The 19,482-nt window shown below is 40.4% G+C and carries 8 protein-coding genes; all 8 read right to left on the bottom strand.

What is annotated here, in order from left to right:
- Window positions 1-23: 23 nt before the first annotated feature.
- Window positions 24-1,163 (bottom strand): aldose epimerase family protein, encoded by a 1,140-nt coding sequence (locus BQ5338_RS01455; protein ID WP_071145058.1) that lies wholly within the window; start codon window positions 1,161-1,163, stop codon window positions 24-26.
- Between the two features lie 133 nt (window positions 1,164-1,296).
- Entirely contained in the window at window positions 1,297-3,177 is a 1,881-nt protein-coding gene (locus BQ5338_RS01450) for an arabinan endo-1,5-alpha-L-arabinosidase (RefSeq protein WP_078063350.1), read from the bottom strand.
- Between the two features lie 84 nt (window positions 3,178-3,261).
- On the bottom strand, window positions 3,262-5,064 hold the full coding sequence (locus BQ5338_RS01445; RefSeq protein ID WP_071145057.1) for a RagB/SusD family nutrient uptake outer membrane protein: 1,803 nt from the start codon (window positions 5,062-5,064) through the stop codon (window positions 3,262-3,264).
- A gap of 23 nt (window positions 5,065-5,087) precedes the next feature.
- The gene (locus BQ5338_RS01440) at window positions 5,088-8,174 is read right to left on the bottom strand and encodes a SusC/RagA family TonB-linked outer membrane protein (RefSeq protein WP_394331125.1); all 3,087 of its coding nucleotides are present in this window, start codon (window positions 8,172-8,174) and stop codon (window positions 5,088-5,090) included.
- Window positions 8,175-8,245: 71 nt separating this feature from the next.
- Entirely contained in the window at window positions 8,246-10,051 is a 1,806-nt protein-coding gene (locus BQ5338_RS01435; protein WP_071145055.1) for a RagB/SusD family nutrient uptake outer membrane protein, read from the bottom strand.
- Between the two features lie 6 nt (window positions 10,052-10,057).
- Window positions 10,058-13,102, bottom strand: a complete 3,045-nt coding sequence (locus BQ5338_RS01430; protein WP_317042344.1) for a SusC/RagA family TonB-linked outer membrane protein — start codon at window positions 13,100-13,102, stop codon at window positions 10,058-10,060.
- A 114-nt stretch (window positions 13,103-13,216) separates the two neighbouring features.
- Window positions 13,217-14,782, bottom strand: a complete 1,566-nt coding sequence (locus tag BQ5338_RS01425) for a LamG domain-containing protein (RefSeq protein ID WP_071145053.1) — start codon at window positions 14,780-14,782, stop codon at window positions 13,217-13,219.
- A gap of 363 nt (window positions 14,783-15,145) precedes the next feature.
- Complete coding sequence (locus tag BQ5338_RS01420; protein WP_071145814.1) at window positions 15,146-19,426, bottom strand: hybrid sensor histidine kinase/response regulator transcription factor; 4,281 nt, start codon at window positions 19,424-19,426, stop codon at window positions 15,146-15,148.
- Window positions 19,427-19,482: the final 56 nt, after the last annotated feature.

Raw genomic sequence — 19,482 nt, 5'->3', positions numbered from 1 at the left:
TTTATTCTATTTAAAGTTTATAATTATTTCTCAACGTTGAATTTGAATATACAATGACTGTGATAAGTTTGTCCCGGTTCCAAAATAACTGATGGCCATTCAGGCTTATTAGGACTGTCTGGATAGTGTTGAGTTTCGAGGCATACTGCTACGCGTTGTTTGTACGTGATACCTTTCTTGCCTTTCACTGTTCCATCAAGGAAGTTTCCGGTGTAAACCTGAATACCTGGTTCGTCCGTATATACTTCCAATGTAATGCCACTGGTAGGAGAGGTTAGTTTCGCAGCAACTTGTTTAATGTCTCCCGCAGTGTTCAGCACCCAGTTATGATCGTATCCGTTGCCATTTTTTAATTGCTTGTAGTCATATTTGTCGATATCTTTTCCGATCGTCTTAGGCGTGGTGAAATCCATAGGAGTTTCTGCCACTGGTACTATTTCTCCTGTTGTCATGAAAGTACTGTCTACCGGAGTGAACTTATCGGCATTGACGTATAATAGATTATCAGTGATTGGTTGTTGCGCATCACCGGATAAATTAAAGTAGGAGTGATTGGTCATGTTGATAACCGTCTTTTTATCAGTTGTTGCTTCGTACTTAATGTCGATAGCATTATCATCTGTTAGTGTATAGGTTACTTTTGCCGTTACATTTCCGGGGAAGTTTTCATCTCCATCCGGTGATTTGCGTACCAACTCTAAGGTTGTTTCATTAACAGGTTTGGCTTCATATACCTGATATTGCCACCCTTTAGGGCCGCCATGCAAGCAATGTCCGAAGTTGTTTTGTGGTAGTTGAATTGTTTTTCCGTCGATAACAATTTTACCGTCTTTAATACGGTTGGCATAACGTCCGATAGATGCACCAAAATCACTGGGTACATTGATGTAGTCGGCGATGCTATCGAAACCAAGTACTACATCTTTCATTGCACCTTTTTTATCAGGTACCATAACAGATACGATGCGTCCACCAAAATTGGTGATGCACACCTCCATACCTGCCTTGTTCTTCAAGGTATAAAGGTTAACCGGCATTTGGTTTACTTCCGTTTGGAAATTTTTAGGATCCAACCCGGACAATGTCAACTCTTCTTTCGGCTTATTGTTACAAGAAATCATCGTTAATGCAACAAATCCAATTGATAATAACTGTTTTTTCATGTTTTTCGTTTTAAGTGATAGGTCTGTAAACGAGATACTTATTTTATTTTGGGTGTAAAAGTAACACTTATTATTTATGTTGGGCATTCTCATAATATGTTATGCAACATTAAAAGGGTAAAAAAGTAGAATATTATTCTACTTTTTTACCCCAAACAGATTGCCCAGATGAAGTCAATCCGGCATATACAATCGTTGGTATGCGTGTTGTGGCTTCCCAATTTAATTCGCGTTCAATGAGAACTTTTTGTGAGCCAATAGTTAGAGTACTTGTATTTGCATCGTACGACCAATTGCCAGTGATAGCCCCGGATGCTTTCTTATCCGCTGTCAATATTAAAGTCTGGGACGTTTGTTGCTTACCATAATTATAAGCTAAATTGATATGTTCCCATGTACCTACCAGATTGCTTTCGTCAATCGCTGTTTTGGGCACTGCGGCATACCTTTCTGGCATCACAACCGGCCAACCATCTTGTGTCCATTTAATGGAACGAACGTGCCCCATCATTATTGCATTGCTATAAGCGTTGCCGTTGGTATTGGCGGGTAATCTGCCTTGCGAACAATAATACCAGTTGTTGTTGTCGTCTTTGAATACGCAACAATGTGAGATTCCCACCCAGCCGGAATGGTTGTTGAACTTGTACGGGTGTGTCAGGATAGGCCAACATTCAGCTCCATTGCTAATATTTTGTCCGTCCATTCCATAATATGGTCCGGTGATATTTTGGGAGCGGCATACGCGTGTGTTGTAAGCAACCGATAGTTCATCATAAGCTAAAAACAGATAATAGTAGCCTGTATTTTCATTGTAGATAATCTCCGGTGCTTCAGACCCTTGCCATCTGCTTTGAGCACTTCGGGTGGCTATGCGAACACCATAATCTCCAAGAGCATTTACGTTCCATGGTTCACCCAGCTTTTGTGGCTTTCCTGTTGTGGTATCCAGCTGAACAGCTACAATGCCTGAGTGCCACGAACCGTAGATAAGCCATTGTTCATTATTCGGAGTCACGATAAATGAAGGGTCGATAGCATTCCATTTAAAGTATGCGCTCCAATCGCTTACATTAGATCTGGACCAGTCAAGCTGTCTGTCGGTTGATGAAGTAATCACATACCCTTTGTCCGTCCATGTATTATTTGCTAAATTATCCGTTTCCATCATACCGATGAAAGCCCTTTCAGTCCACGAGCCATCAAAATTGGCGCTTGTGTTTGCCTTTCCGGTTTTTATGTAATTGTCCACAACAATGCTGTAATACATCCTATATTTACTGCTACTTACTTTTCTTACAACCGGAGCCCAATATCCATACATCGGATTATCGATGGCTGCCAATCCCATGCGACTGCGCATACTGTTGAGCGAATCTTTCACCCATGCAGGAGCTTCAGACATCGTTGCACCTTTGTATTCCCAGTTCACTAAATCTTTTGAGCGGCGACAATGGAAGTGCCCGTGACCTTCATGAGCATTGCCATACGAAGCATCCGTGGTATACATATAATAGTAGTCCCCCTCTTTTTCTACTGTCGGATCATGTACATTGGCCAGATTCCAGGAAGTACGCATGTTCCAGTCTGCCATGGCGCTGTAATCATCTTTGTAAGTGGGTGGCGCATAACTCGTAAGCGTAGTAAATGATGTACTTGAAGAATAGGCTATACCTGTTTTATTAATAACATAGGCTCTGACATAATATGTTGTGTTTGAAATAAGATTTGTTATTTCTCCACTCCACTCTGAATCACTTGTTGAGACACTTGTTGAACTGTCTTCTTTGGTCGGCTTTTGCTTTGAGCTGCTCCAACAAAAACCTTTTTCGGTAATCGTGCTGCTTCCGTCATCTGTAATGGTACAAGATAGCGTTGCAGAGTTAGAAGTGGTGTTTTCTATCGATGGAGTGCTTACCGTTGCATAATCGCCCAAATCTTCTGATTTGCCACATCCGCAACACACACATAATAGAAGTCCGATTAATTGCCATTTTTTAGAATAAATTGTCATTGTTGTAAGAGTATCTGGTTATTAAAAGTCTATGCCAATGTGTTTATATTTTGAACACATTGGCATAGTTATTATCATTCTCTACTAGTTGTCAGAACCGGTAGTTTCCCAACCCGAATTCTGTAGTAAGTTTGGTGCACGTTTAACTTCACTGCTTGGTATTGGGAAATAATAGTTTTTCGGATTATTGAAAACTCGAAGATCCATGTCATTTCCACTCGTACCCGGAGCGCCGGTGAAAGTATATTGAGGTTTACTTCCTGAAACAGTAACCTGAATGCCGTACATATTTAGAAGTTGTTCGTAACGAGGCTTACTTAATTCATTTGCGGAAGTCACACCATCATAGAGTTTCCATCGTCGTAAGTCAAAGAATCGATGATCTTCAAAACACAGTTCCACACGTCGTTCATTGCGTATGCGGGTGCGAAGATTCTCTTGAGTCAGGTTTGAGTATCCGGGCATGCCGGAACGAGTTCGTACTTCGTTCACATATTGATATGCCTGAGAGGGACCTTCCGCTTCATTAATTGCTTCTGCAGCATTTAAGAGAATTTCGGCATAGCGGAAAATGATCCATGCATGCGGAAAGGTTTTTGCATCTTTCAATATAAGGTTTGGATTTACGTATTTCTTTTGGTAATATCCGGTATATGTTCCACCCATTGATTCTCTATAGTCGGCTCCTTTGTCTGTAGCCGAATTGAAGTGTACATCCACGGAACGTTGTTCTCCCTGATCGGCTCGCCCCCATACGGAACCATGATGAAAGATGGTAGCTTCCAAGCGTGGATCTCTATTAGCGTATGGATCAGCTTCCTTATAACCGGAGTTGGCTTCATCAATACGTTTGCCATTAGTCATTTCAAAGCAATCTACAAAGTTTTGAGTCGGGTTTGTACGCCCGGCACCTGATACAGAGCCAGTAAATCCGGGAGGCAATAATTGTAGATCAACGGTGTTAGTATTCCACACAGAACGGGCCAGTATGATTTCGTTATTATAAGTAGGATTTTCATAAAAACACTTTTGATAATCAGCATATAGCGCAAAGGGTTTAGTTTGTTGCGCATTCTTAGAGATAAAGTCTTTTGCAGCCTGGGCGGCATTGGTCCAATAGCTCTTGTCATTCGTTGAATTATTCAGTGCTGATGCGCGATAGAGTAATGCTCTTGATTTCAAAGCATAAGCGGTAGCTCCGTTAACGCGTCCCCAATTGATATCTTCATTACTATAACGAAAAGGCAATAGGTCTTTTACTTCATCGCATTGTTGGGCGACCCATTCCAATACCTCTGCTGCTGCGGTACGGCTGATATTCATCTGAGCTTGATTATCCATGTCAAACACAATAGGAATTCCACTTTCATCTTCGCCCACAATGGGAGCATTTCCAAACCAACAAACCAAATCGAAATGGAATATAGCACGCATCAATTTGGCTTCAGCGCAATAACGGTCATATAATTTGTTGTCATCTCCAGACATTGACGCATTACCTACTACCGATGCACGTGCATTCTTTAGAAAAACATTGCATTTGCGGATTCCATAAAAATCAGTCGTCCAAAAACTTAAAAGAGGATGATCGGAGGCAGTATAAGCATCCAAATTTATTTTGTTGTAATAATGTAATCCCCAATAAGATGTGGCATTGTCCGTCATACAGTCGCGAGATGCACCCGTAAACTGATTGTCGGCAAACGGAGCTATGCCATCCGGTAGATTAGTATAGATGTTCGTAAGGAACTGCCTAGTCAGAGCTTGGTTACCAAATACTTTTTCTTCTGAAAGAGAAGCGTCATACTCCTTGTCGAGGTAGTCACTACATGCTGTTCCGGTAAGAAGGAACATTGCAGCTGTTATATAGAATGAAATTTTCTTCATATTATCATCTTGTTTAAATGTTACTAGAATCCGATATTAACGCCAACAGTGAATGATTTTGTTTTAGGATAAGCCCACAAATAATTGGTGGGATTTTCCGGATCAAATCCATCAGGAAGATGACTCCATGTCCACAAGTTATAGCCGTTAAAGTAAAAACGACACTTGGTCATATTTACTTTTGCAATAAGTTTCTGCGGCAATGAATAACCCACTTCAATATTGCGCAATGACAAGAAATCACCATTTACTACCCAGATCGTCGATTCATTATAAGGATAATTTCTATCTATATCGCTGAAGCTGGTAGAAAGTCTTGGGTATTTTGCGTTGATATTGCGAGAATCTGTAGGATCATCTGTATAATATCCCCAGGTTTGAGTAACAGCGTGTGTGGAAGTACCTCCCCAACCAAATCCATTGTCCATATTTTCACGGCATCCTACGCTTCGATTTAGATAGGCTGTTAGAATTGCGCGTGCATCAAAACCCTTCCATACGAAGCCTAGCTTGATTGATGGGATCAATTCAGGAATATTTGTATAACCTGAAGGTTTCTTGTCGTAGCTATTGATAATTCTATCACCATTCACATCTTCAAAAATGGCATTTCCTAATTTATACACACCGGCAGCATGCCAGGGATATTTCTCCGGATGATCAATTGCATCTTGGTGGGATGTGGGCATTAAACTTTCATCACTAGCCCATTGTTTCCATTGCAACAACTGACTTCTGTCAATTCGTTGCCCTGTTTTGGTTTGGTAATCATAATCAGGAGCCAACTCGTCCATTTCAGTAATTTTGTTGGTGTTCCAAGTTAACATACCTTCTATGTAGTATTCAAAATCACCAATTTTGTTTGCATGTCCCAATGTTATTTCAGTCCCTTTTGATTCGGCCTTTCCGTAAGAATCACTAGGCACTGTTGCACCATAAAGAGAAGGTACGGTAGAGCGAGTTACCAAGATGTTAGATCTCCATTCTTTGAAAGCATCTACAGAACCGTATAGCTTTTTATTCCAGATATTAAAATCAACTCCTACATTCACCATATCGGATAGCTCCCATTTGATGTTTTTATTCCCGGTGGTCGATTCGTATGCACCTTTCCACTCAGTTTGTGACGTTCCAAAGTTATAATTGCCTCCTTCAGAAAAAGTGCTTTGATAAGGATAACGGCTTGCACCTATATTTGATTGTCCTGCTCTACCGTAAGAAGCGCGTAGTTTTAATAAGTTTATATTTTTATTTTTCAGCCAAGACTCCTCTGATAACACCCATCCGGCTGATATACCGGGGAATGTAGCAAATCGTTCGCTTTCATCAAAATTATCACAACCCATGCGTGAGAGATTGCCCGAAAGAATGTAACGGTTATCATATACATAAGTGGCTGTGGCGTTATAGGAAAGGTACCGATTGGAGGATTCCTGACCACGAACTACGTTCTGATATGTCCGTACAAATGCTTGAGCACTAAGTGCATGTTTCCCGAATGTACGATTATACTCCAGTGCGCCAATCATATTGATGTTATAGTAATAATCTCTAGGGCTGGTGGTGGGGTTGGGCAGTGCTATTCCTGTGCGCATACGTTTGTATGTGTACTCGGAAGGATCACTTACCTCATCTCCATAATTGTATGAGAATACATCAATATCAGCTTGTTGTGTAGATTGAAATGTTTCATACGAATCAAATCCAATCGTCAACTTTGTTTTTAATCCTTTCGTGATGACATCAAGATTACCGGTTGCAGTTACATTTGTATATAAGTTACGGCGACGATTCTTATCAATTCCACGCCCTGCTATTTGGGCGGCTCCATTCTTACTATCACTTTCAGTAGGCATGAAGAAACTACCGTCCGGACAAAATACCGGATAAATAGGCTTGTTCTCACCTGCACCCCAAGTAAATAGATTCCATGTGTCAATTCCCGGTTGAGAAATATTATCTATACGTCCGCCAAGATCTAAGGAAATACTTAAGAACTTGTTGATATCTAAATCAACATTAGATCGTAGATTGTATCTGTCTAATACATGTTGTGTAGAGTAGTCATCATTCCATTCTGTCCATTTGGTGTCATACAAACCTTCTTGGCGTAGATATGAGAATGATACATAGTAACGTGTCTTCTTGTTACCACCGCTCAATGATATGTTGGTACGGTATTGAGGTGCTAAATCGCGCAACATCGTTTCGTGCCAGTTTGTATTGAAATACTTGTATTTCAATGAAGGATCTAGTGTTCCATTACATACCTCATAGTAGTGCTGTATATCTTCATCAGAGAACTCTGGCTGCAAACCATCTAAATATCGTGCTTGATTGCGTGTCAACGCATAATTGTACGAATTTTGAGATTCAGGAATACCTGCGGCAGTTTGAAAACCAACTTCTTGAGTGAAATCAATCTTTGTTTTTCCTGTTTCACCACGTTTTGTAGTAACCAATACCACTCCATTGGCACCCCGCATACCATAGATGGAAGCTGCTGCTGCATCTTTCAATATTGTAATTGATTCAATAGGGTAGGCATCCAGGAAAGAAAGGTCACGCTCTACATTATCCACGATTATCAATGGAGAACGAGCACTCGCATTCATTGTGCGTATGCCTCGGATATAGAGTGCTGTTTCCGACCATCCAGGTTCCGATTGCGCTTCATACGTTTCTACGCCTGTAAGGGTAGATGTAAAAGCATTCTGAAGTACTGTTACCGGATGTTTCTCTAATTCAGAACCCAAGACTACAGAAGTTGATTCGGTGATAAACTTTTTTTGTTTACGGCCAAAAGGGACGGCTGTAGTATGTACGTACTCGTCGAGATCCAGTTCCAAAGTAATTTTAAGATTATCTGAAAATTCAGCAATCGCAGTAGTTGATTTGTACCCAACGCTGGTAATGCATAGCTCGTCTGCTGCTTTTACCTTCTTCAACTTGAAATAGCCATCTCTACCAGAAACCGCAATACGACTCTCTTCTGTGACGTTGATTACAGCCCCGGCAATAGGATCATTGTTTTCATCAACAACACGGCCAGTCAACGTTTTCAGTTCCTGCGCATAAGATGTTTGCGCAATTAGCATTATAGCAAGCATGAACAATGCTTTATTCAATCCTGCTGCTATGTTTTTATATTTGATTCTAAACATATTCATTGAGTTTTAAGTTACCAACCCGGGTTATTATCTATACCAGTTTTCCATTCTTCGGTTTCTGGAATAGGATAGAGGTACATCTTTTCTGTAAATACTCGTTTCTGGGCTACTTTGCGGGAGTAGACTGGACTTCCGTCTGTTCCATTTGTAATCTCTATGCCGTAGATAGGACGAGAAAGAGCCTCAATAGCTACATTCCAACGACGTACATCCCATGCGCGGTGGTCTTCGAAGGCCAATTCTATGGTACGTTCTTTTCGAATAAAGTTGCGTAATGCATCCTTTGTTTTTAAGTCTGCACGATTCGATATCTTGGAAGTCATACCCACGCGATCGCGTATTTGTTGTAATGCACTGTATACATCATCCGAAGGTCCATTTGCTTCATTCATTGCTTCTGCATAGTTCAGTAAGATCTCTGCGTATCTAATGAAAATCCAGTTTCTGTATGCTGTTAATGAATGATCGCTAGAGAGAATCGTTTCAGGAATATATTTTCTAAAGTAATATCCGGTTGGAGTAGCATTGGCATTGCCAACGGGGTTGTCTCTTCCTCCTTTCACAACATTGATTTGTGCATTGTTCCATGTTGACTGATGATACAGCACCGTGCGATAGAATCTAGGGTCTCTATTCTCATAAGGTTTGCTGTCATTATATCCACTTTCTGTATTTACTGTTGGCTGATTGTTACTGTTGTAAACAGGTGATCCTGTTTCGTCATATTGACTGAAAGGAGATAGTCCATTTGCCATGTCATACATGTCTGCCAAGTTTTGAGACGGACAAAGGCCCCCACTTCCGCCTTCGCCTACAGGCGTATCATAAGAAATAGCCGACCATCCTACTTTTGTGTCATTGCGCCAAAAGATGATTTCATTATTACCACTGAACTGTGGCAATAAAATCGTTTCTTGATACCGTTGAAGGTCGTTGTTACTTGTTCCGTAGTAAAGTCCATATTCACTGCCATATGTATTGATGAAGCTTTTTGCAGCATCTGCAGCATCTTGCCATGTAATTGGGGTACTACCTTCAGCTGTGTATACTTGCTGGAAATGTGGGCTGGCCATGTATAGGATAATTCTGGAGCGCAATGCGCTTGCCATAGGTTTGCATATGCGTCCGGCTAAGTTATTATCTATCGTTAGTTCTCCTTTACTTCCCATTGGTTTATCCATCAATCCCACTTCGCTTTCTGTGAGTTCTTTCAATAAAAAGTCCACAAATACCTTGTTTGTTGGCCGCTCAGTATAGCCACTAAGTAAATCACCGTCCGGATCAAGTACATCAGTAATAATAGGCAGTGGTCCATATCTGAGGAATAACTCCCAATTGAAATATGCCCGCATAAAACGTGCTTCTGCTTTGAAATTCTTTAAATCAGTTTGATAGTTTTCTTCAGAATCACTGGCTGATTTAGGCACATCATCAATGCGTGTTAACAGCATGTTGCATTTACGAATGCCTTGAAAATAATGTTCCCATGTGTCTATCAATTCGGAAGATCCACTACTGGCATAATAGTTACCGATATTGAAACTATTTCGCGTACCTCCGGTGGAATAACTTGTTTCTGCCAGATCAGTAGCGGAGTCCATCCATGAGTTATTTATTCGACATGCGCCATGGCGTAAGTAGTTATATGTGTCGAAATGATATTTCTTGGCATTGGTCCACAGACTGAATACTTCATCTTCAGTGAGTTCATTGCTAGCTTGTTTATCTAGAAAGCCACCAAACATATCTTCGCAAGAAGTAAGCGCGGCGCTAGATAACAGTGCAATGAAAGTTGCATATAAAATTGTTTTTCTCATACTATCTTAGAATTTAACGTTAACACCAAAATTCACTGTCTTCATTATAGGATAACGGTTAGAACCATTGCTTTCCGGATCGGTCAAACCATCTAAGTGATCCCAAGTTATCAGATTGCTTGCATTTACATAGAAACGCAGGTCGCTCATACTCCATTTATTACTGATTTTTTGAGGTATTGAATAGCTCAACTCAATATTTTTCACACGTAAAAAAGCACCATTTTGCAAGAAGAAGGAGTTTTTACGTTGATTGTAATTGCCATAGTTGTCGTAGTGAAGCAATGGATATTTTGCGTTTTTTAGATTCTCCGTTTCTGAAACGTTGGGATTCCAACGATCCAAGTGGTGCTCTTTTACCTTACCTCCACTAACAAAGGCATACATCGCTTCTGCATCATAGTAACGGGATACATGATCGACACCTTGGAGCATCACATTAAATCCGATGCCTTTCCATTCGCAACCTAAAGAAAGAGCATAAGTGTTTTCCGGAATATCGCTATAGCCGATAAATGTTTCATCACGATCGTCGATAAAACCGTCTTTATTCATATCACGGTATTTTAAATCACCTACTTGAACATTCCCTAAAGTTGATACAGGGAAATCTGGACTAGCTAAATCTGCGGAGGTTACAAAACCGTCACATACTAAGCCAAAATATTGGTTGATGGGATGTCCCTCGCTCTTGCGGTAGTCTGTTTTAGCATCAGGTTCGTCCATTGATAGAATTTCGTTTTTAGCATGTGAGAAGGTAAGTCCGACATTGTATCGAAAATCTTTTCCTATGCGATTGTTGTGTTTCAATTCAATCTCAAAGCCTGAATTTTTTGTTTCTCCTAGATTTCCGGATGCCATGTTGACTCCTACCCATTCCGGACGGGTGAGGTAAGGAGTGAGGATGTCTTTGCGTTTTTCTTTAAATAAATCGATGTTGGCATTAATTAAGCCATTCCAAAGTCCAATCTCAAGGCCTAAATTATACTTTCGGGCTCGCTCCCATGTAACAGTGTAGTTTGGATACTGACTTTCGTAAATACCGCCTGTAGAACTTGATGAACCAAAGGTGTAAGCATTATCCAACTGAGTCCAGACTGGTTGGTAGAGAAAACGTTGCAATACTCCATTTATAGAATATTTATCATTACCTACTTCGCCATATGAGGCGCGTATTTTGAGATTATTCAACCATTCTTGTGTGCCTTTCATAAATTCTTCGTTACTGATTCTCCAACCTACCGAGAAAGAAGGGAAGAAGCCGAAACGTTTACCTTTCATAAAGTTCTCAGATCCATTGTAGCCGAAATTAACTTCTGCCAGATATCGCTCATCATATCCATACGTTGCACGGCCAACAAGACCTTGGTAGCGTTGCGCCAATTCTGCCTGATAACGATAGTCATTCTGGTTGTAGAGTAACAGTCCACCTACATCGTGTTTACCAAATTTGCGGGCATAATTAAGAGCATACTCCATATAGAGTTTCATTGTGGTAGTTTGAGTATTGCCAGCATAGGCTAACTCCGTATCGGTATTGTATTGTGCAAAATCATAGTTGCTGTTATTGTATGACAAGAGCTCATAAGTAGCAAAACTGGCAGTGAAAAGTCGACGATAATAAGAGTCATAATCAAAAGAGAGCATCGCTTTGGTTGATAATCCTTCTGTAAGCCAGTCCATTTTATAATTAATAATGAAATTAGTTTCATTAATGGTGTTGGTAGCACGATAAAACCCGGCTTTGGCTAGTCTACCCACTATATTGTTTTGGTTTTGTGAATTGCCACCGTATAGTACTTGTTTGTCTTCACCTTCACCTATTTCGTAAGCCACAGGGAATAGCCAGCCCGGAGTGTGATTCAACTCATAAAACACTTCGCTATAGCTTGAGTTATATTCGTTGGAATTAGGCCCCCGACGTTCTTCAAAACGAGTACCAAAATTCAAAGAAGCTGTGAGGTCTTTTGTTATCAAGAAGTCCAAATTTGCGCGAAAGGCATAACGTCGGTAGCTAGAGTTAGAGGCGTTGCCATATTGGTCGGTACTGAAGTTTTTGAATAGTCCTTGCTGATTGTAAAATTCAGCAGAAGTAAAATAACGCATACGCTTGGTTCCACCTTGTACATTAACATTGTAACGTTGTGCCGGGGCATTGTTACGAAGTACATAGTCATACCAATCTACGTTAGGATAAAGCATTGCATCAGTGCCGCTTAGTTGTCCGGCAGATGATTTTTTGTACATTTCAATATCTGATGCAGAGAACTGAGAAGGCAATCCATCATTGGCCAAAGCTTCTTCTAGCAGGCTAACCGATTGGTAGGAATTTAGATAAGTATCTTTGCGAGTGGGCGATTGTATTTGGAAATCGGCGGAAAGACTTACTGCTGCTTTTTGATCTTTACCTCTCTTGGTAGTAATGATCATCACACCATTGGCACCACGTACACCATAAACAGCTGTTGCTGATGCATCTTTTAATGTGGAGATGCTTTCAATATCATCTGGAGAGATTTGTGAATAAGCTCGCTCCACACCATCTACCAAAATAAGTGGTTGATTATCCCCCGCAAATGAGGCTCGTCCACGAATAAAGATCTGTGCGTCGTCACTACCAGGAGCACCAGAGGTTTGAGATGTTATCACTCCCGGCATTTTCCCTGCCAGAGCTTGTGATATGTTACCCGAAGGTGATCTCATCAACTCTTTAGAACTTACTTGCGAAATAGCACCGACCACACTTTCTTTTTTCTGCGCACCGTAACCTACTACCACTACTTCTTCTAGTGTTTCAGAATCTTCAACTAAAGTTATTTTAAAAACAGCTTTGCCGGCTACAGTTATTTCTTGTGTTTTGTAACCAATATAGCTTACTTGCAATATCGCTTGAGAGGATACGCTTAATTTGAAGTTTCCATCCAAATCTGTAATAACGCCATTGCCCGTTCCTTTCTCAAGAATACTGGCACCAATAACAATTTCTCCCTTGGCATCCTTAACCAAACCGGAGATAACCTTCTTCTGGGCATAAGTTAGTTGGCAAAGCATGGCAAACAAAGCTACCAGAAGTATCCGTGAAATAGAATTTCGAGGATATTTAGTATTTATCTGTTGTTCTTTCATAAAAAACATTGTGTTTATTAATATGTATTAGAGATTAATCTATTGTTTATTTGCTTCATACAAATCTGAGATTTCTTTATCAGCCAGCGCACGATTATAGATCATCAAATTATCAAGATACAGATCAGCTGATCCCCACCATGAGCCATAACCGAGATAGAAATTTGGGGCAGATTTTAATAAATTGATTACACGTGTGTAGTCAAAGTCGGCTGCGGCAGTGCCTCCTGCGGCCCATGCAACTTGGTTGGTTTTGTCATATAACTTTGTACCATTGACATAAATGCCAAATCCATTAATATCGAGGGTGACTGTGACCATGTTCCATGCTCCTACAGCTACTGCATTTGTTACATTGTCGGGCCAGTTGCAATCAAAGAATCCACCGGTTCCGTTGAATCCTAAATAAGCATTAGGTGTGAGATAAACTCTTCCTTCGACTCCATCCGTAGCATCTTCGTCGAGGAATGACCAAATAGCATCCCACACATTAGTATCTATACGATTTACCCATAGAGAAATTGTAGCCCCATTAATATCTTTGCCTTTCAATGGATTCTCAAATTTTGTATAGCTCATGGAGGCAGCATCATTGTAGCCGAAATATTGATGGAGGAAACTGCTATTCCAGGTAGTGTTTGTTTCAAAAGAGGGAAGAGTGCCACTTGCTTGCTTTAATAATTCTCCTACAGATGCTTCGTTAATCACATTCTTTAAGTTACTCTCAAAATTATAGTAGGCAACTAATCCTGAATAAGAATCATATAAGGCAGAAACTTCTGTTGCTGTTAAAGCTCCTTTATATATAAGTAGGTCATCTATTAATAAATCAGAAGATCCCCACCATGAACCATACCCCAGATAGAAATAGGGTGAAGACTTAATCAGGTTAACAACACTCTGATAGCTAAATTTTGCGGCAGAAGTGCCATCTGTAGCTGTCCAAGCCAGTTGAGTATTGATATCATAGAGTAATTTTCCATTAACGTAGATGCCGAATCCGGTAAGATCAACAGTTATAGTTACCATGTTCCATTCGTTTACGGAGATGGCATTTGTGACATTGTCAGAATAGTTACAATCGAAATAACCACCGGTTCCGTTGAATCCTAAATAGCCATTGGGAGTTAAATAAACTCTTCCATTTACCCCGTCCGAATTATCTTCGTCGAAAAAAGACCAAATAGCATCCCAAACATCTGTGTCTGTTCTTTTCACCCATAAAGAGATAGATGCTCCGTAAAGATCTTCTATTCCCTTTAATGGGTTATCGAATTTTGTATAGCTAATTGAAGATGCATCATTATAACCATAATATTGATGCAAAACATTACCACCTCGCTCTGTACTTTCTTCAAAAGATGGAGCTTTTCCACTTGCCTGAGCTAATGCTTGTCCTATAGAAGAGGCGTCTAATGAATTTTTTAAGTTGTTCTCGAAAGTGAACTTAGCTACTAAGGTGGCCGATTTATCGATCGGTGGTTCAGGAATAGGCATTGCCTGATTGCCGGAAGGTTCGTCCCATTGCTTCCATTCCTGGCAGGAATAGAAGCTGAAAATTAAAATTGCCGCCGTAAAGAGTGACGGCCACTTTCTTGTTCTCATAATATAGATTTTTTGGTTTAAAAGTTTACGTTGCAAATGTAGTTTGCAACGTAAATTTAGTGGTGGACAAACGATTTTTTGGAGTGGACAAAAGTGTATTTTGCACACTTTTTATTTATAGGTTTCGTTTAGCCTTATAATGCTTTAGAGTATTGCTTTCACTTATCACAGATAGGCTTCTTATATGAATTAAAATATATTGGGATATCTTTTAATTTACAAATGATGCTTTGAAAAGTGAAGATATAACTTCAGCGTGGTGAATTAACTACTTCACCACGCTGATCTAGTTAATTCACCGCGCTGAAGTAGTTAATTCACCAAACCCCTCTCAGAAGGCTTGTAGAGAGAGTTTAATTATGTTTACAATGATCCTTTCTCTTCAAGGAGGCTACTGGGTGGAATATTAAAATGCTTAGTGAAACAGCGGGTGAAATATTTGGGGTCGTTAAAGCCGACTTCGTAGGCTATCTCGGATATATTCATATTCTTTGTGATACGGTTTTTTATAATTAGCTCACGAGCGATGTTAAGACGGTAGTTACGAATAAACTGTCCGGCCGATTGTCCGGTGAGGTTTTGCATTTTTTTGTTGAGTAAACTTTTGCTCACGCCCATTGCTTCTATTAGGTCGCTAACTTCGTAATAGGAGTTTTTATAATTCTCTTTGATTACCTCCATCATTTTGTCGAGGAACTTTTTATCGTTCGATTCCTCATCCATTTGTAGCTGATCCACTTCCATATTGAATGAAAACTGGCGTTGATAACGCTTTCTGTTTTCAAGTATGTTATTGATTCTTGCAAGTAACAACTCTTCGTCAAAGGGTTTTAGTAAATACTCGTCCACTCCTATGCGGAAGCTTTCTAAGCGAGCCTCTTTGGCTGTTTTAGCGGTGAGCATCAGAAAAGGAATGTGTGATATGGCAAAATTTTCTTTCACTTTGCGCGATAGCTCCATACCATCCATCACAGGCATCATCAGGTCACTAATAATGAAATCGATGTTGTAATCGCTCAAAACAGCTAGTGCTTCTGCTCCATTTTCTGCTTCCATCACATGATATTTGTCGGTAAGGATGGAGCGTATATAGGCACGCATGTCCTTGTTATCCTCAACCACCAGCATGGTTAGCCCACCCAGTGATTTGGTCAAATTAGATTTCTGTAGATTCTGGTCAGCCTGCTGCTGTGGGGTGTTGTTACTGTTTGGGAGAACAATAGCAGGGTCGTTACTTTCTGAGCGAGATAGTGGTACTTGCATCCGAAACGAGCAACCTGCCTTACGATTGTTTCGAACTGTTATTGTGCCTTCGTGTAGCTGAACGATGCGTTTGCAAAGATACAAACCTATGCCGGTGCCACTTTGACCGTAAACGGGGAATTTAATGTGTTCCCTTGATTGATAGAAGCGATTGAAAATCTGTTCAAGATCTTTTTTCGGAACTCCTGTGCCTGTGTCTCTGACACAGATATAGAGTTGTTCTTTCTTTGTTTCAGTATGAATGATTGACGCTACATAGAGTGTCACGGTTCCTCCGTTAGGTGTAAACTTGATCGCATTCGATAATAGGTTGGTGATTACTTTGCGCATAGCATCTTCGTCATACTGAAATTCAGGTGAGCTAAGACGGATGTATTTACGGATAATGATGTTACGTTCTCCTGCAAATGCTTCGAACGGTACTATCAGTGCATCGATGAATTGCACAAAGTTGCCTGTGGATGGCACGATTTCTAGTTTACCCGATTCTATCTTACGAAAATCCATCAATTGATTGATTAATGAAAGTAGATATTTAGAATTGCGTTCCACAAAGTGTAATTGTTCCATGACCTGCGGATTGGAACTTAACTTTAAGGCTCGTTCTATAGGGCCTATGATGAGTGTAATGGGGGTCCGGAACTCATGCGTGATGTTGGTAAAGAAGGCTAGTTTATCTGTCGTCAACTCTTGTACCTTTTTTGACATTTGGATCAGTTGCTTCTTCTGACGGGTTATCTTTTCGTTCTGCTGGGTGAGCATATTGTTTTGTCTGGAGAGGGCTATGGTCTGATTCTCCAGAACTTCTTTCTGTTTCTCCAATTCGCTGGTACGCTCTTCAACTGTTTTGTGAAGCAATTGTTTTTGTTGTTGCAATGATCTTATTCGCCACTTGTAAACTTGATAAATGCTCATTCCGATGATAAGAATCATTAGAAGGATAAAACCTGTTGTTTTGTAGAAGAACGGTTCTACAACAATAGTCAATTCGGCTATCTGACTGTCACTGCTATCTCCTTCAGAGGCATATTTCACTTGTAAGGTATAGGTGCCTGGTTGTAGATTCGTGTAACTGGCAAAACGCCTATTGGCAGGTACTTCAACCCAGTTCTCCTCGAATCCCAAGAGTCGATAACTGTAGACGGCTGTGCTTTGCGGATCAAAGTTCAGGGCTGCAAATTCTAATGAGAAAGATTTATCTTTTTCATGCAGATGAATGATTTTTGCCGTAGAGATATCTGTGTCTATATAATCGTTTCCGGGAAGAACTTCTTCATTGAGAATTCTTAATTTAGTAAAGGTTACTTTGCTAGCGAAAGGCTTTGTTTGCAGATGCTCCGAACCGATTGACACGAGTCCTTCTAATCCACCAAAATAGAGATTCCCGTCTTTTGCTTTGCAATAGGCATTCCAATAAAACTGGTTACTGGCTAGTCCGTCATCTGTGCTAAAGTTGGTAAACCGTCCTGTTGAAGAATCCATGCAAGATAATCCGTTATTGGTGCTAATCCATAAACTTCCTTTGCTGTCTTCCAGAATACCCCGGATACTATTATTTGCTAAACCTTGAGCAGTAGTGTACGAAACAAATTTATATGAATTCTTTCCTGTTTCTACGCATTTGTAGATGCCATATCCGTTACTGCCAATCCAAAGCGTACCATTGACTGTTAAGAAAAAGCAACTAATTTTTTCAACTAAGCGAGAGTTGGGTTCGTCAAGTTTGTATTTTAAGTATTTGTAGGCAAAATGTCCCTTTTTGAAAGAGTGTAAATTGATCATATAAACTCCTTCCATACACCCCATCCATAACTGATCATGTCTGTCTATTATGGCTCCAATGCAGCCATGCACCTTTTCTCCTGCTTTGTTGGCAAAAGGCGAGATAAATCGTTCAGTAGCGAAGTCGTAAAAATAGATGCCTTGATTGGCTCCCACCCACATGCCTTTGTTGATAGGATCGTAGCAAAGTGAGCCAATGAAATCAATGGGGAATCCCGGGTGGGTTTTAGAGGAGATATATTTTATGACCTGTTGATCTGCATGATTCAGCTCTAGCAAATTGATGCCACCGCCCCATGTACCCACCCATAGATGATTTCTTCCGTCGGCAGTAATAGCGCTGACAGAATTATGGCTAAGTCTGCTTGGTGCTTCTGTGGTATAATGCTGAAATCTATTTTCGTTTTTAATCTTTTTATTTAGTCCTCCCTCTACGGTTCCTACCCATAAATTCTCTTTCATGTCTTCATAAATAGCGTTTACCGGATTTCTGGATAGACTATATGAATTATCTTGTTGATAGCTAAAGTTGCGTATGGACAATCTTCTGGGAGTCATTTTATTGATGCCCCCTGTCTCCGTACCATACCATATAATATTGCCGTCCACCAAGAGGCAATTTACAAAATTAGAGTTGAGCTTGTTTCCCGTCGATAAGCCTTCTTGAGCTATATGTTCGAAACCATCTGTGATCGGATTGTATATATTTGCTCCTTTCAGCGTAGCTACAATCAGTTGTTTATCACCTGTGATGGCAAGGTCGGTGATGTAGTTCTGAGACAGGGTGCGATGATCACTGTTTGCATGCTGATAGTGCTTTAAAAGATCGCCACTCTTATTATACCTGAATAACCCTCTGTCTGTTCCAATCCAAACTTCATTCTCTTTAGCCTTGAATACAGAAATAAATGTTCCCACTTCAAATTTCAATCGGGGTGATACGATCGAGGTCCTAAGTATGCCATTTTTTGGGGCAGTGACTTTATGCACTTCGTTACCGAATCCCATCCAGATATTACCGTCTTCATCCACATCTTGCAAGGCCACCGAAGGTATAAGCAGAGGAATGGATGTTAGGGTATATGTATTGGCAATATCACCTTTCTCGTCAAACACTATTTTATGCAGTGAACTTCCGCAGCAGAGCCAGATGTTTTTTCTACTATCATTCATCACTCGAATACCCGGCTGATTCAACAATACCGCAATCTTGTTTTGTTTATCCAGCGGAATGACTAGTTGGAGGCTTGAAAGGTCAAGGATATCAGTTCCACCTTCCGATACGATCCATAGTCGCCCGAAAGCATCTTCGCAAACATTGCGTATGAAATTACTTTTTAGCTTTGTGCGCGGAGTGCTGGTGTTATAATGTACGAATTCGTAGCCATCGTATCGGGATAATCCGCCGCCGGCAGTAGATAGCCATAGGAACCCTCGATGATCTTTGTATATATCGTCAATGAAATTATGTAGTAGGCCGTTGTTCATCGTTACATAGGTAATATTGTAACGAGAAGTAAATAACTCCTGAGCCTGTGCGGAAAAGGAAATCAGAAAAAGCCATAATAAGAGCAGGGTAAATAAAGAGTGTTTTCGCATAGCTGTCATCTTATAGATGAGGCAAAGGTAGAAGATTCCCATTCAATACAAAGAAC

This window comes from Bacteroides ihuae, from assembly GCF_900104585.1.
Taxonomy (GTDB): Bacteria; Bacteroidota; Bacteroidia; order Bacteroidales; family Bacteroidaceae; genus Bacteroides; species Bacteroides ihuae.
The sequence above is the reverse complement of the archived record's forward strand: the minus strand, read 5'-3'. Positions and strand labels throughout refer to the sequence as shown.